Origin of the sequence: Bartonella taylorii 8TBB (assembly GCF_902825155.1) — a bacterium.
Classification (GTDB): domain Bacteria; phylum Pseudomonadota; class Alphaproteobacteria; order Rhizobiales; family Rhizobiaceae; genus Bartonella; species Bartonella taylorii_A.
This window is the reverse complement of sequence record NZ_CADEAG010000002.1, coordinates 135,368-150,255: the sequence shown is the minus strand read 5'-3', so window position 1 is coordinate 150,255 and position 14,888 is coordinate 135,368. Positions and strand designations below refer to the sequence as shown.

12 protein-coding genes, 1 other RNA gene and 1 pseudogene are annotated in these 14,888 nt (G+C 37.2%); 4 read left to right on the top strand and 10 right to left on the bottom strand.

The window, feature by feature from the left end; translation table 11 throughout:
- Nucleotides 1-7: 7 nt before the first annotated feature.
- From J7R13_RS02815 to ettA, 8 genes are all read right to left on the bottom strand, one after another.
- The gene (locus J7R13_RS02815) at nucleotides 8-1,750 is read right to left on the bottom strand and encodes a peptidoglycan D,D-transpeptidase FtsI family protein (protein WP_208437382.1); all 1,743 of its coding nucleotides are present in this window, start codon (nucleotides 1,748-1,750) and stop codon (nucleotides 8-10) included.
- Nucleotides 1,750-2,154 (bottom strand): cell division protein FtsL, encoded by a 405-nt coding sequence (gene ftsL, locus J7R13_RS02810; protein WP_208437381.1) that lies wholly within the window; start codon nucleotides 2,152-2,154, stop codon nucleotides 1,750-1,752. The genes J7R13_RS02815 and ftsL overlap by 1 nt, the downstream gene beginning before the upstream one ends.
- The gene (gene rsmH, locus J7R13_RS02805) at nucleotides 2,151-3,149 is read right to left on the bottom strand and encodes a 16S rRNA (cytosine(1402)-N(4))-methyltransferase RsmH (RefSeq protein ID WP_208437444.1); all 999 of its coding nucleotides are present in this window, start codon (nucleotides 3,147-3,149) and stop codon (nucleotides 2,151-2,153) included. The genes ftsL and rsmH overlap by 4 nt, the downstream gene beginning before the upstream one ends.
- Before the next feature lie 266 nt (nucleotides 3,150-3,415).
- Nucleotides 3,416-3,806: RNase P RNA component class A (gene rnpB / locus J7R13_RS02800), an RNA gene on the bottom strand.
- A gap of 86 nt (nucleotides 3,807-3,892) precedes the next feature.
- On the bottom strand, nucleotides 3,893-4,402 hold the full coding sequence (locus J7R13_RS02795; protein ID WP_208437380.1) for a lytic transglycosylase domain-containing protein: 510 nt from the start codon (nucleotides 4,400-4,402) through the stop codon (nucleotides 3,893-3,895).
- 615 nt (nucleotides 4,403-5,017) lie between these two features.
- Entirely contained in the window at nucleotides 5,018-5,392 is a 375-nt protein-coding gene (locus J7R13_RS02790) for a hypothetical protein (RefSeq protein WP_208437443.1), read from the bottom strand.
- Nucleotides 5,393-6,835: 1,443 nt separating this feature from the next.
- Nucleotides 6,836-7,774 carry an ArsR/SmtB family transcription factor gene (locus J7R13_RS02785; RefSeq protein ID WP_208437379.1) on the bottom strand — a complete coding sequence of 313 codons (939 nt, stop codon included), beginning with the start codon at nucleotides 7,772-7,774 and terminating at the stop codon, nucleotides 6,836-6,838.
- 451 nt (nucleotides 7,775-8,225) lie between these two features.
- Nucleotides 8,226-9,875, bottom strand: a complete 1,650-nt coding sequence (gene ettA / locus J7R13_RS02780; protein ID WP_208437378.1) for an energy-dependent translational throttle protein EttA — start codon at nucleotides 9,873-9,875, stop codon at nucleotides 8,226-8,228.
- A 149-nt stretch (nucleotides 9,876-10,024) separates the two neighbouring features.
- Here ettA and J7R13_RS02775 point away from each other — a divergent pair, with 149 nt between their 5' ends.
- A complete protein-coding gene (locus J7R13_RS02775) occupies nucleotides 10,025-10,558 on the top strand; it encodes a hypothetical protein (protein WP_208437377.1) in 534 nt (177 codons plus the stop codon).
- A gap of 38 nt (nucleotides 10,559-10,596) precedes the next feature.
- Nucleotides 10,597-11,205: a bifunctional nicotinamidase/pyrazinamidase gene (gene pncA, locus J7R13_RS02770; RefSeq protein ID WP_208437376.1), complete on the top strand. Its 609-nt coding sequence runs from the start codon at nucleotides 10,597-10,599 to the stop codon at nucleotides 11,203-11,205.
- A gap of 47 nt (nucleotides 11,206-11,252) precedes the next feature.
- On the opposite strand, the pseudogene J7R13_RS02765 reads toward pncA, so the two are convergent.
- A pseudogene (locus J7R13_RS02765) lies at nucleotides 11,253-12,306 on the bottom strand (DUF475 domain-containing protein).
- Nucleotides 12,307-12,651: 345 nt separating this feature from the next.
- Between J7R13_RS02765 and J7R13_RS02760 the strand changes: the two are divergent.
- Both J7R13_RS02760 and J7R13_RS02755 read left to right on the top strand, forming a co-directional pair.
- Entirely contained in the window at nucleotides 12,652-13,191 is a 540-nt protein-coding gene (locus J7R13_RS02760; RefSeq protein WP_208437374.1) for a helix-turn-helix domain-containing protein, read from the top strand.
- A 420-nt stretch (nucleotides 13,192-13,611) separates the two neighbouring features.
- Nucleotides 13,612-13,791, top strand: coding sequence for a YegP family protein (locus J7R13_RS02755; RefSeq protein WP_208437373.1), 180 nt, complete (start codon nucleotides 13,612-13,614; stop codon nucleotides 13,789-13,791).
- 774 nt (nucleotides 13,792-14,565) lie between these two features.
- On the opposite strand, the gene J7R13_RS02750 is transcribed toward J7R13_RS02755, so the two are convergent.
- Nucleotides 14,566-14,880 (bottom strand): hypothetical protein, encoded by a 315-nt coding sequence (locus J7R13_RS02750; protein ID WP_208437372.1) that lies wholly within the window; start codon nucleotides 14,878-14,880, stop codon nucleotides 14,566-14,568.
- Between the last annotated feature and the right edge of the window lie 8 nt (nucleotides 14,881-14,888).

Genomic DNA, 14,888 nt, shown 5'->3' with positions numbered 1-14,888 from the left:
ATTAATTTTACCGTTGTTTAACGAAACTCGAACTGTTCTTTGTGCTCAAAATAGGCTCGTACTCTTTTTCAAAATCTGGTTTTATTCCCAAAAAACTAGCTGAACGGCGAATAATGTTAGCAAGCATCGGCCCTGCATTCATTGCTGCTGTTGCTGAACGCTGTCCATCTTCAGGCTGCGGTTCATCAATAATTGTTAAAACAACATAGGAAGGATTCTCAATAGGAAAAGCAGCAAGAAAACTATTGAAATTTTTTGTTTTAGAATATTTTCCATTTTCAACTTTTTCGGCTGTTCCTGTCTTACCACCAACGCGATAACCTTCTACCTTTGCATTACGTCCCGAACCAATATCACTGTTTAATTTATAAAGATAACGCATGTTTTGACTCGTTTTAGCCTGCAAAACTTGTTTTGCACGTTGCAAAGCCTGTTCTTTTGTACGTTTTAAAAATGTAGGTTCAATTAACAAACCACCATTTATTAAAGCAGCAGCACCTACTGCTGTTTGCAAAGGCGTTGTTGCCATACCATGTCCAAAAGAGATCGTCATCGAATGGATATCTTTCCAATGAGGTGGCACAATAGGGTGTGCAACTTCAGGTAATTCCGTTGTCATTCGATCAAGTAAACCAAGTCGTTTCAAAAAATCACGATGTCCGTCAATTCCTATCGCCAATGCTTCCCTAGCAGAACCAATGTTAGAGGAATAAATGAAAACTTCCCATAGCGTTAAGGGACGATTTTTCCCATGAAAATCACGAATAAAATAATTTTGACTTGCTTTAATAGGTTGTGAAGCATCAATAACACTATTTAAATGAAAAAGCCCTGAATCAAGTGCCATTGCGGTCGTAAAACTTTTAATAATAGATCCCATCTCAAAAGTTCCAGCGGTCATCCGATTTAAGCGATCACTTTTCAAAGCTTCAACAGGATTTCCGGGGTCAAAACCTGGTAGTGATGCCATAGCCAGAACTTCATTCGTGTGGATATTTAAAATAACAGCTCCTGCTGCAATCGCTTTATAACGCTTCATTGCCTTCTTAAGTTCATCATGCACAATTGTCTGAACACGCACATCAATCGAAAGCTGAACTGACTTTAATGTTTCTTCAGTTGCAAGACCAGCTGCACGCAAGGCACTCAAGCCAGCATCATCAATATATTTTTCCATACCCGCTATGCCTTGATTATCAACATTCACCATGCCGAGAATATGCGAAACCACAGGTCCACTCGGATAAAAACGACGGATTTCAGTACGAAACCCAATTCCAGGAATACCAAGAGCCATAATTTGCGTCTTCTGCATTGGCGTTAACCCACGCTGAATCCAAGAAAAACTAGACTTTCTTTTTAGGCGTTTATAAGTTTCTTGCCAATTGAGATCAGGCAAAACTGTTGAGAGCAATTCAATGGTTTCATCAACATCAATAATGCGTTGCGGTTCAGCAAAAAGCGAATAAGTTTTAATATCTGTTGCCAACAAACGACCATTACGATCAATAATATCAGGCCGTGCAGTCAATTGAAAAACACTAGGTCCTTTTGCTTCTTCAATCTGCCCACCTTGAAGCCCATAAGAAATAAGACAAGCCCCCATAACACCATATAAAATAAGGAAACAGAACAAAGAAAAAAGCAAACGTAGACGACTAGAATACGAGCGACGAACAGGAAAGTTATGAACATCAAATGTTTTTTTTAAGCGCTTTTCCTTTTGCGAAAATAGAAAGTATGATTTCATCACCGCACGCCTTTTCGAACAACACCATTCATCTGAGAATCATGATTATTCGCCAAAATATCCTGCCCCTCTTTCAAGATATTTTGTTTAATCACTTCTTCAATTGGATCATGTACACGTACAGGAATATCTTTAAACTCTACGATTTGGCGAGGCTGGATGATCTCTAAATCAAGCTCTTTTTGATAACGCTTCGCAAGTTTTTGCATTCGTGAAGGCTCTATCATCACAGCCCATTCAGCATGAAGCAAATTCACTGTATTTTTTGCTGCAGAAATTTCATGTTCAAGACGACGAACTTCGCTCATCCGCTTTTGAACATCATATTTCACCTTATAAGTAAGACCTGCCATACAAATCATAATCATCACTAAAATCATATCAAATGTACGAAAAACTGTCATTTTTTGCCGCCTTCAAAACTGGCAATCTCTGATAAATCAAACAATTTCATATCTGAAGCGAGACTCTCGGCCTCGGTACGTACCCCAATACGCAATCTCGCAGAGCGTGAACGAGGATTTTGCTGGAGCTCTTCTTTAGTTGCAGTGATCCCACCTTTAAACAAAGGAAAAAATGTTGCTGGAACTGTCTCTATTTCAGGAAGATAGCGCGATCTCATACGCTCTCCTGAACGAGCAGAAAAAAATCTTTTGACCATACGATCTTCAAGAGAATGAAAACTTACGACACCCAAACGTCCTCCTGCTTTTAAAACGCGTTCAGCAGCAAATAAGCCACGCGCAAGTTCACCAATTTCATCATTAACATAAATACGAAGAGCTTGGAATACACGCGTTGCAGGATGAATGCGATCTCCACTTTTACGGCCCACCAACGCCTCGATGGCATAAGCAAGATCACCTGTACGCAAAAAAGGTTGAACGTGGCGGCGCTTTTCAATCATCCGTGCAATTCGGCCCGCATAGCGTTCTTCCCCTAATATTTTAAAGATTCGCGCTAAATCATCACCTTTTAAACGATTGACAACATCTGCGGCAGTAAAACCATTCTGAGCCATTCGCATATCTAATGGGCCATCTTTTTGAAAAGAAAACCCCCTCTCAGCTTCATCAAGCTGCATTGAAGAAACACCAATATCCAAAATAACAGCATCCACCTTCTCTTTCACGACGCTCTCTAACTGTGAAAACTCCATCTGCACTAAACGAAGTCGTGGAAAAAATTCATCAACAAGCAATTGCCCCTTTTCAATTGCATGAGGATCACGATCAAGAGCAATGACCTGTGCACCCGCGTTTAATAAAGCACGCGTATAACCACCAGCACCAAAGGTGCCATCAATGACTCTTGCCCCAACCAATGGCATAAGCCCAGTTAAAACTGGTTGTAATAACACTGGAATATGGCGTTCAGCTCTATGACCCTGCTCTGTCAAAATAATCCGTCTTGATTTATGCTTTTTCAAATCAATAGCCATCAGTGGCAACTGATATCAGAATAACAAAAGCCTCAACTTTCATGTCTATCACAATGAAAGAACATAAAGCTAAAGTTAACCCTCTTACACATCCTAACGCATTATACTTAAAAAAATGTTATATAATTAAAAAAACACGCTTGTTTAAATATAAACTTCAAACACGTGCCTTCATAAGAAAAAAGCCCATGTGCAATGCCCGTGGTGTATGATATCAATCATAGAATATCAGTCGGCCTGTAAGCCGGGTTCTGTATGGTAAAGCTTACACTCTACGTGGCAACCATTCATCTGGGACGGATGTTACCATCCGCCTCATGCAACCTACCCAAATGACTCGCCCGGAAACTGGCTGCAAGCTAAGCCTTGCGCGTCATTTCTATTCGGTCTTGCTCCCGGTGGGGTTTACCTTGCCACATTCATTACTGAATGCGCGGTGGGCTCTTACCCCACCCTTTCACCCTTACCTATAAAAATAGGCGGTTTGCTTTCTGTGGCACTTTCCCTAGGGTCGCCCCCGCCGGGCGTTACCCGGCACCGTTTTTCCATGGAGCCCGGACTTTCCTCACCTGCCGCCTTTAGGCATTGGACAAGCGCGGCTGCCCAGCCGACTGACGCACCATTTATAAAACATTTTTAGTTAAGTGAAAAGTGCACTCTCAGGATATTTTATAGCAAATATATCACCTGCAAGGCCGTTTTTATTTTAATGAAGCCAGATAAGTTTTTACTTTTAAGCAATATTTCGCCGAAATGGAATTCATTTTTTTTGCAGCATGACCCGCATTATATTTAAGGATCGTGCCACACGTATTCCCACCACTGAGTTTATATGCCCGCGCCAAATAACGCATACCATATTCAAGATTTGTCGCAGGATCGTAAAGATCTTGTACAGAACCATTAAAACCCAGCCCTCGCGCTGTAGAGGGTTTAATTTGCATCAAGCCTATTTCGCCAGCAGCCCCCTTTGTACGCGCCTTATAATTACTTTCAACTCTTACAACAGCATGTGCTAAATTAACGGGAACATTATGCTTATTTGCAAATTTCTGAATAAGGGATTCATAAGGACGAGCAGAAATTCTAGAAGCAATAATCACTGAGCTTTTATTTGAGTCTACAACATTTAAAATGGTACGAGCCAAACTTATATCAAACACAAAAAACACAGCAAATGCTGTATTTAAAAGGATTTTCAAAAATCGCATTTTCTTTCTCTTCACTAAAACATTCTCAAATCCTAGCCGCAATGGCCTTGTGTACGAATTTTACATAGAAAAAAAGCTAAAGAGCGGCTCTAAAATGAAAATATTAAGACGATTTCAAGATATTTTTTTGTATAATAAGAGATTGAGAAATAAAAAAAATATAACGAAATCTTAAATATAATAAATAGATAATATACTCTATTAATTGATGATAATAAATACAAAGTATATCATTTTAACAAACGAAAACAACATCAAAAATGCCTATAATACTTTTTACAGCTTATTACGAAAATCTTTATTGAAACAAGTTCTATAATCGTAAAAAGCAACATAAGCTAGGACACCTTGACCAAATGCCCTCTATATCGCAAAAACTCTATGCCAAACAAGTCATCTACCAAAAACAACCATTATGTATGGGAAACGCATCAATATATACAAGTACACCAATCTTTGATCGTGTAGAAAAAAGGGAACTCCAAGTACTTCACTATTTTTATCACCCTATGCGATCAAATAAAATGGGTGGTATTTTCTCTACACGATTTTCAAAGTCCACAAAAACGCAACAGCATTTAAGATTAACCATAAACGTATAACTTAAAGAAACAATTAAAAATAAGCATCAGCAATGGAAGGACGAGAAACCGCTTTCGATAAAACCATAGCAACAGTTTCACCCAACTTCTGAGCCTGCTCATTATTCTGACCACTTGCAGAAGCAGCAGCAACCACCTCGCGACGCACCTGCTCAATCAATTGCTTTTGTTGCCTAGGATTCAGCTTAGAGAGTTGTGCTATAATATCGGGAAAAGACACCGCCAACCTCTCTAAAAGTACCTCCTCTGTAACATGAACCTGATGAGAGGAAAAAGACCGGTTAAATAAAAACTGATGAACAGAAGCATTCCGAAAAGCAAAAAGACTGACGAAAAACACTAAAAACATAAATAAAATGAGAAAAACACGACGCCAGCAAAACCCCATCATTTTCTACCCAAGCATCACTGCACGCAAAGAAAACCCTTCCTCACAGCATCTTCCGAATTTTCAATAAAGAACAATTTTCTCATCATTGAAAACACCTGAACAACACCAGTAACAAAAAAAACCTTAACACCCCTCCTTTATACAAACACTACATAATCCTTGGTGCCTAAACCCCTTCCCCTTAGGAACACTCCATCAGACTATAACACCAAACCCCAAAAAGCCTGACTGAGAAAAAACTCAGCCAGGCCAGACAATCTAAGGGATCCACGCGGGGGGGGGGAGGAGGTTCCCCGATCGTCTTTCACATCAACCACTAAAGTAGCTGGTGTAATATTTTTGCTATGGAATAAAATGTTTCAAACAACAAGAAATTCTTATCATTTTTCCCACAAAAAAACAGAAAAAAACTATAAATCGTTTAAAAATGGAAAAATTTAGGCAAAAAATATTCAAAATGATCCAATTTGAAGCAATTTTATTTCAATAAGCACCAATAAAAAGAATCTGTAATCATCATAATTTGCAAAATAACCCTTCCCCAAAAATCGCGTAACCGTAGAAGTTTAAAAACATAAATGATTTACACGAGCTCCTCTTATGGAAGACAAAGCTTATAAAAGCAATAAGATTATATAAAATTAAAACCCCAAAGGTAATTTATTCCGAATCATTCACTATCGGATTTAAGGTTTCTACAGATTATTTTGTAATCAGCAACAAACTCCAACCACTCTCATAAATGACAAAGATTAACGGAAATACTTTCCCCTTCTCTACTGCTTAACTCTCTCACAAAATGATAAAACAGCAATTTCTGTATCCCCAAATTACTATATTTCTCTCTCTTTAAGGAGATAGCACTTTCGTTTTTCTACTCGCGTTCCTTTATGGAATCATATTCCTCACAAAAACTGCACACTATTGTACTGCCCATTCACATGTTTGCTTTAAAGAAACATCCTACTTTGCTTCCGATCCGTCTTCCAACACCATATTATATTTACCTGCTCCCCATGTTACCAACATGCTCTTGCATATAAACAATTCATGAGAAGCATATTTATTCCTTTCTCAAACAGTTTTTACTCATACTTTAATCCCTCTTGTGACATGCAAACAAACAATTCTTTCGATTCTGAATCAGTGGTTTGAAGTGAGAAAATATTCTTCTATTCAGAATTCTCACTCAAGTTGTGAATAAATAAATTACCGTTATAAGTAATAGATAGATCAATGAACAAATACTGTACCAACATGCGTTAAATGACTATTCAAACGACTTTGCCTCTATAGTTATACAGCCTACACCCCCACACCACCAGAATCTAATGCACAAAACACACCACCAGTGCAAAAAAAATTCTTCAAAGACTTACTAAAATTTTACCTTTGCACTTTTAATTGCAAAAACAGGGAATAAAACACGTTAACATATAATTATGCAAACTCTAGTTCTTTGTCTTTGATATCATCTACCAGTAAACGCGAATCACGCGCAAGCCAAAGCGTAACCGTTAACCTCTCATTATTTTCGTTTTGCATAGGAGCAAGACAAACCGTTTGTTCTAAAATAAGCCCCGCATCTTTAAGCCATTGTTCTATTTGTGAGTCTGAAAACCCAAGATGCATATCTGCATGGTAAGAATACGAAGAATCCGCTGCATAGCGAACAAAGTCAACAATCAATAAACGCCCATGAGGACGCAAAACACGTGCCACCTCATTAAGAGCCATCTCAGGATCTTCAAGAAAATGTAAAGCCCAGTGAAGAATGACCAAATCAAAAATTGTATCTTGAATAGAGAGATGCAAAACATCGCTATCAAGTATAACTTCAACTGCACGTGTATAAAGACCTGAAAATAATTTTAAGATAGGGTCTGGATCTATACCAATACCCAACATTGTATCAAATGGTTTATCGCCAACGATTTCAAGTAAAGCGCTTTCCACAACATGATCCGCAATATGGGAAAACCGAAATGCATCCCATTGCGCTTTCTTTTGTAAAAAATATTTCTTTCCCTTTTTTCGGCGCTGCTTTTTAACCTCCATCAAACGCGCTAAATCGTGTACCAGCTTTACATCATGCTTTGACAAAACTGAAAGAGCAGCCATCACAATGTCTTTACCCCAACAACCATAACAAAGCTTAAAATAAATCCGATCTCCCATCTGATAACGTTCAATCAACTTTGCCTCGTACAATAAACGTAAATGCCATAAAACACGCGATTGTGACTGACTAAGGATAAAAGTAAAATCAGAAATCGTTAAATCTTCGTGGCACAAAAGTACAAGAACACGCAAACGACTTGTCTCTGCCATCGTTTTCAGGAGCACAATCATTGCATCCAAACTTACTATTTTTTTCATCATATTCCTTACTGCTCAGATAAGCATTTATTCCTATTCATAGAAAATCAAGCAGAAGGCATAGAGTTGCATTACTTCTATTTATATTGTTTTCTGACAAGCTAAACAACAAGCAACTCCTAAAACTAACGGCCACTTTATTCTCGTGATACCCTTTGTTCTCGTGATGCTAGAGAAAATATTGATACTGCAATCGCAAAACTGTGTACAAAAACTTGCAACTCTCCCTTATAATTCGATAAGTAATGGGTGCTCGTACACGTAACCAACATATAAAGCACGATATATATTCCGTGAAGGATATAATCAAGATTTTACATTCTCATTTCTATCTTATGAAATGCGATAAATAAAACTTTTCAACATGGTGCACACACCCTCATTTGAAAAATAAAGACAATACCAGACACCATCTTCATTTTCTCAATCAAATTATACAAAATATAAAATTCTAGCGTGTAAGCGGCTTATAATTTACACGCTTAAGATTAAGAGATTCTGCACCGAGACGGCGAACCTTATCAGCCTCATATTCGGCAAAATTACCTTCAAACCATTCTACATGGCCATCACCCTCAAAGGCCAAAATATGCGTTGCCAATCGATCAAGAAACATACGATCGTGTGATATGATTACTGCACAACCAGCAAAATTTTCCAATGCATCTTCCAATGCACCCAAAGTTTCTGTATCAAGATCATTTGTAGGCTCGTCAAGAAGAAGAACATTGCCTCCTTCCTTTAAAAGTTTAGCCAAATGTACGCGATTACGTTGCCCTCCTGATAAATTCGCCACCTTCTGCTGTTGATCTGCACCCTTGAAATTAAACGCACCACAATAAGCGCGACTATTCATCTCATATCTCCCCAACTTAATAATGTCATTTCCGCCAGAGATTTCCTCCCAAACGGTTTTATCACCGGCCAACGAATCGCGATTCTGATCAACGTAACTCATGTGAACTGTTTCACCGATGCGTATTTGACCTGAATCTGGCTGTTCCTGTCCCGTCAACATTTTAAACAAGGTAGATTTTCCCATACCATTAGCACCAATGACTCCAACAATACCACCAGCAGGAAGTTTAAAAGAGAGATCATCAATTAACACACGCTCACCATATGCTTTAGAGAGATTCTCAACTTCAATGACAACCTGCCCTAATCTTTCTCCAATGGGAATAACGATTTGCGCCTCTCCAGGACGACGCTCACGTGCAGCCTGGACTAACTCATCATAGGCCTTAATTCGAGCCTTTGATTTTGCTTGCCGCCCTTTTGGGCTAGAAGCTATCCATTCTTGCTCACGTGACAATGCACGCTGACGAGCAGCCTCCTCACGACCTTCTTGAGCCAAACGCTTAGCTTTTGCCCCCAAATAAGCAGAATAATTCCCTTCATAAGGAATACCTCTACCGCGATCTAATTCTAAAATCCAACCGGTTACATTGTCGAGAAAATAACGATCATGCGTAATCAAAAGCACCGCACCGGAATATTCACGTAGATGCCTTTCAAGCCAAGCTGTAGTTTCAGCATCCAAATGGTTTGTAGGTTCATCCAAAAGCAATAAGTCGGGTTTCGACAAAAGTAATTTACAAAGAGCAACACGCCGCTTCTCACCTCCTGAAAGTTTTGTCACATCCTCATTTGCTGGTGGACAACCAAGAGCAGTCATAGCCATTTCCACTTGACTTTCTAAATCCCAAAGATTCTGGCTATCGATAATATCCTGAAGTCGTGCACTCTCATCAGCCGTTTCCTCACTATAATTCATCATTAACGCATTATAACGCTCGACAATGGCCTGCTTATCCGCAACACCTTCCATCACATTGCCGCGCACATCTTTACTTGCATCAAGAAGAGGTTCTTGCGGTAGATAACCACAACGCGCCCCTTCAGAAAGCCATGCCTCTCCTGTATATTCCTTATCTAGCCCAGCCATAATACGTAAAATAGTTGATTTACCTGCACCATTCGGTCCTAAAATACCGATCTTTGCATCTGGATAAAAAGACAAATGAATGTTCTCTAAAATTTTTTTATTGCCATAAGCCTTATTAAGCCCAGCCATGTGATAGATAAATTGACGTGCCATAAATTTCTCTTTACATTGTGCGGTATTAAAGGTTAAAACTTTGAAAAAATTGCTTTAACTGCGCGATAAGCAGCGCTTGCGCTGTATCAAAAGCTTTTCACTATATTGATACACTTTTTCTAATCTCACAAGCCCCATTACGGTTCTGAATGCAAAAAAACGCCTCTTCGAAGAAAAACAAGAAAATTTTTTTAGCTGCACCTGAGGCGTGTTATCAAACATCGCCTCTTTTTTTCTTACCAGATATAACAGTGTGTTTTTATCGTATTAAGCCGACTTACCAATGTAGTAACGTATCACCCCAAAAAACAGTCCTCTATGCCCCCTCTTTTTTTGCTTTGTGGGCTTTACATTATGCAGTAGAAAACCCTTCCTTTTTTTCATCAATTTTATGTTACGGAAAACAATCGACTTCACCCCTTGCATTGATATGGCTTAAGTTATGTTTACAGAATGAACGCCGCCTTCTGGGATCAGACGTCCCAAGCATGAAGATCATGCAAGCTTTGCGCCATCATGTAGCGATTAATGACTACAGTGCACTTCCCATTGGTACATGGTTGCAATTTATAGAAAATTATAAAACAAATTGTAAAAACTTATCTACTCCTCTTTTTTGGCTTGATAATTATAAAAATAATACCAATATCCATGAAATTATCTCAAAACTTCAAGCCTTTTAAAGTACCATAAACGCAAGTCTCCTAACAGGAATATATTAATGGAAAAAAAAGTCTTAATCGTCATTGATGTGCAAAATGACTTCTTACCAGGTGGAGCACTTGCAGTACCACAAAGTGATACCATTTTACCGGCTGTCAATAATCTCATAGACCATTTTGATCATGTCATTTTAACCCAAGACTGGCATCCTAAAAACCATTGCAGCTTCGCTTCCTCCTATCCTGAAAAAATACCCTATGATACCGTCAACCTTGAGTACGGCCCTCAAATACTTTGGCCGGATCATTGCATACAAGGAACACAAGGAGCAGAGTTTCACACATCTCTCAGAGCGGAAAAAGCACAACTTATCCTTAGAAAAGGCTATAATCAAAAAATTGATAGCTATTCGGCCTTTTTTGAAAATGATCAAAAAACACCAACAGGCTTACAAGTTTATCTCAAAGAACATGGTTTTACTAAGCTCGCCATGTGTGGCTTAGCAACCGATTTCTGTGTGGGATTTTCTGCACTTCACGCCATACAATGCGGCTTTAAAGTCAGCGTTTCATTAAACGCCTGTGCTGGTATTGATTTAAACGGATCGCTTAACACAATGCTTAAAACTATGAATGAATCCGGTATAGAGCTCTTAATGTCCTCCTAAAATATCTTCTTTTATCCTGCTATTGCAACGCATAAAAAATTTTTAATTCATTCAGACACAACATGCTTATTCAGATAGATGACCCTTAAAACGAAGAGAAGAATAAAATGCCATTCCAATAATAAAGACCCCCACTAGTCCTGTAAATACTTCAGGAACCGATATAATAGTTTGCAGATACATAATCACTGCGAGTACCAAAATTGCATAAAAAGCACCATGCTCCAAATAACGATAATGCAACAACATCCCTGATTCGACCAACATAATCGTCATAGAACGAACATAAAACGCACCTATACCAAGACCAATTGCAATAATAAAAAGATTGTGTGAAAAAGCAAAAGCACCAACAACGCCATCAAAAGAAAAACTAGCATCTAAAATTTCTAGATACAGAAATGCACCGGCCCCCCCTTTTGCAACCGTGGTTAACGATGTTTTTGGAGTATCCAAAAGCGAACTGACAACGTCGACACCTATAAACGTCAAAAGTCCATAAAGGCTAGCAAGTAAAAAAGTCATTTTATTTTCTGTTACAATCTGTTCTGAAAAGAACAATATCAAAGTCAAAACGATTGCAATATCAATACCACCAAGAGCCCCAAACTTTTGAGCAGGTTTCTCTATAAAGGAAAGCCAATGCACGTCTTTTTCAGGATCAAAAAAATATTTCAAACCAACCATCATGAGGAAAGTTCCCCCAAAAGCTGCAATTCCCACATGAGAATCTGTTAAGATTGCGGCATATTGATGTGGTTCCCATATCGCTAATTTTACTGCCGAAATTGGATTAATCCCAACAGCAACGACAACCACCAATAACGGAAAAACAATCCGCATCCCAAATACAGCCACCAAAATGCCCCATACCAAAAAACGACCGCGCCATAACGGATCCATTTTTCCAAGAATACGTGCATTAATAATGGAATTATCAAAAGATAAAGAAATTTCCAAAATTCCTAAAACACAACAAATAAAAAAATATTTAAGAAAACCAGTAACACTTCCTGTCTCAAACCAACCAATAGCCCCTCCCATAAAAACGCCAACAATCGTGAAAAAAAAAGCCCATCTAAAATAGCCTAATAGGGCCATAATCATTCCTCAAAATTTATTTTTTTAATCCATCTGTAATGCGAATCAAAAGATTGCATCTATCAATGCAAAAATAGATAAGATATACACGGCACATCAATATGGAATTTTCTGCAGAAAAAACAAGAAAAGAACCGATAACTTTATCATTTTTTCTGAAATGAATACCGATCTTAAATAATATGCAATATAACAAATTAAAAATAGCTTTCTATCCACTAAAATTAAAAAAAATAAAGAGAAATAAAACTATAAATATTGACATTACATCATGAGGTATTAATACATAGTGTGCCTTTATCGGTCAAAATCTATACCATGATGATTTACTGAGGGAGATAATTCGTGGCACGTCCTGAAACTGAATCAAAAACTATATTTGGAAAACGTTTACGTTATGTACGCCTTGCTTTAGGAGATCCATCACGTGAAGCACTAGCTAAAAGTTTTAGCATGACAAAAAACTCCATCGCTTTTTATGAGCGTGGAGAAAGAGAACCTAATCTTAGTGTCTTACAAACATATCGCACGCTATACGGTGTCAATATTAATTGGCTTTTAACGGGACAGGGAAAAATGTTTGACACCGAGTATACTAAAGGTGACTTTGATTGGAACTATTTTATAAAAAAAATTGAGGGTCTTGAAGAGATTCTTACCAACGGTGATAGTGGTGAAAAACTAAATCAAGAAAAAATTGATAGCTCTTATGAAAAGTTGCAGCAATATTTATCAAGACAAGGTTTATCTAATAACCTTAACCCAAAAGTCACAACTTCTCTGATAGATATAAAGGCAAAAATGGCTAATTCTTATACTCTTAGTTTGTTCATTGATTTACTCATTCGCAGCATATCGCAAAAAGAAATTATAGCTAATCAGTAGATATCTTTATCAAAAAGGATGAAAAAGATAGATGTAAGCTTTATCAGCACGGAAAAATGTGCTTTTACTTTTTTTTGTGTTGGTAAAGTTTAATATACTGTATAAAATTTATTTCTATAGTAATATAGTTGAATATATTCAACTAATAGCAATGGAAAAAAATTCTTACTATAAATTAAGAATACAATGGATTGAGAATTAAAAAAATAAATTTTATAGTATAAAATACCTATTTATACATTATTGACAATAAATATTTTCTTGTTAGAAGATATGATTCTCGTGGAAATTGTTGTTGAGATTAAAAAAATAAAAAGGAATATATTGACTACTCACTATAGAGACATACCTTAATTCTTATAGTCAAATTGGTTGAATATTTATCCTGCAAATTATCGGCTATTTTATGAGGTGGAAAGCATGTTTTTTGAGGTGTTTCAAGGAGTTCACAATCAATGGTACTGGCGTCTAATCTCAGGAGATGAACAAAAAATCGCTTTTTCTAGTAAAGGCTATCCAACGAAACAGGATATCTTGATAAATATTGAGCAGATAAAAGAAATTACGCATAAAGCCCTTATTAGAGAATTACGTTCCTAGCGCTCTTTACCGTTGAGACGGGAATTTTTACTTTGTATCTTGGGAATTTTACACTTTTATGGTGAGTAAAATAATGACTGGCTTTTTTCAATGGGAGAGTGATTTTTTTATGCAGTTTTTAACATACACAAATAACTTAGATAAAGCTTCTCGTGTATGCTGTAGTTTATATCCAAAATAATAGTCAAGCTGCTATTGAATTGACAACCAGAAATTTTCTCAAGTCTTGTATCTGTTCGTACAAGTAAGAGTAATAAATGTAATGGAACGTACGTAAATCATGAATGTGATTATTATACCAAATACCAATGTCTTCTGCACGCGCCCTTCTTTTCCTATTTCTTTTGACCACTTTATCTTCCAAATTAACAGTAAGCTTTTTTCTTGCTACTGCTATACCAATTTCTTGAGACGATTTTACATAATATACTTCATTCCCCAAGTTAACGTACCACCTTCAATATTGTTTGTAGCAATATGTATATCACCACAAACAGCTGCATTTTCATAAAAAGTTACGGAATCATATATATGTATTCTTGCTAACCTTGGCATATCCATAAATCAGTGCATCGCTATAAACTTTTACATTGCCACAAATGACTACCCTTCGATAAACTTTTAGCATTACCCCAAAACATAATCTTACCACCAACCCAACATTTACTTTTATGACAAAGGCTTACCTTTCTTTTTATCCCTCACCCCTTTAATTACCTTTTTTAACATTACCAAAATCTTTTAATACACAGATCCAATGCAAATGTGCACAAATCATCTTTTCGCATCATCCTCAGATTTAATTGCTCCCCGATGTTGCTTTATAACTTCTTCGTGCTGCTTAATTTGTTTTTTTAGTTTTTCAATTGCTTTATCACGTCTTTTAATCACCATACTTTGATCTCTAATTGCCCTATCTCGTTCCTCAGTCATCTTCATAGAATCTCTTAAGAACTCATGTTTTATTTTTCTTGCCTCTTCTTTCAGAGCTTTAACCTGACCACGATAATAAAAAGCAAACCAAAACGTAATACCACTTAAAAGCACAATAATAACTACAACTCCTAATAAAATTTCATTTACATTCATTTTGATCT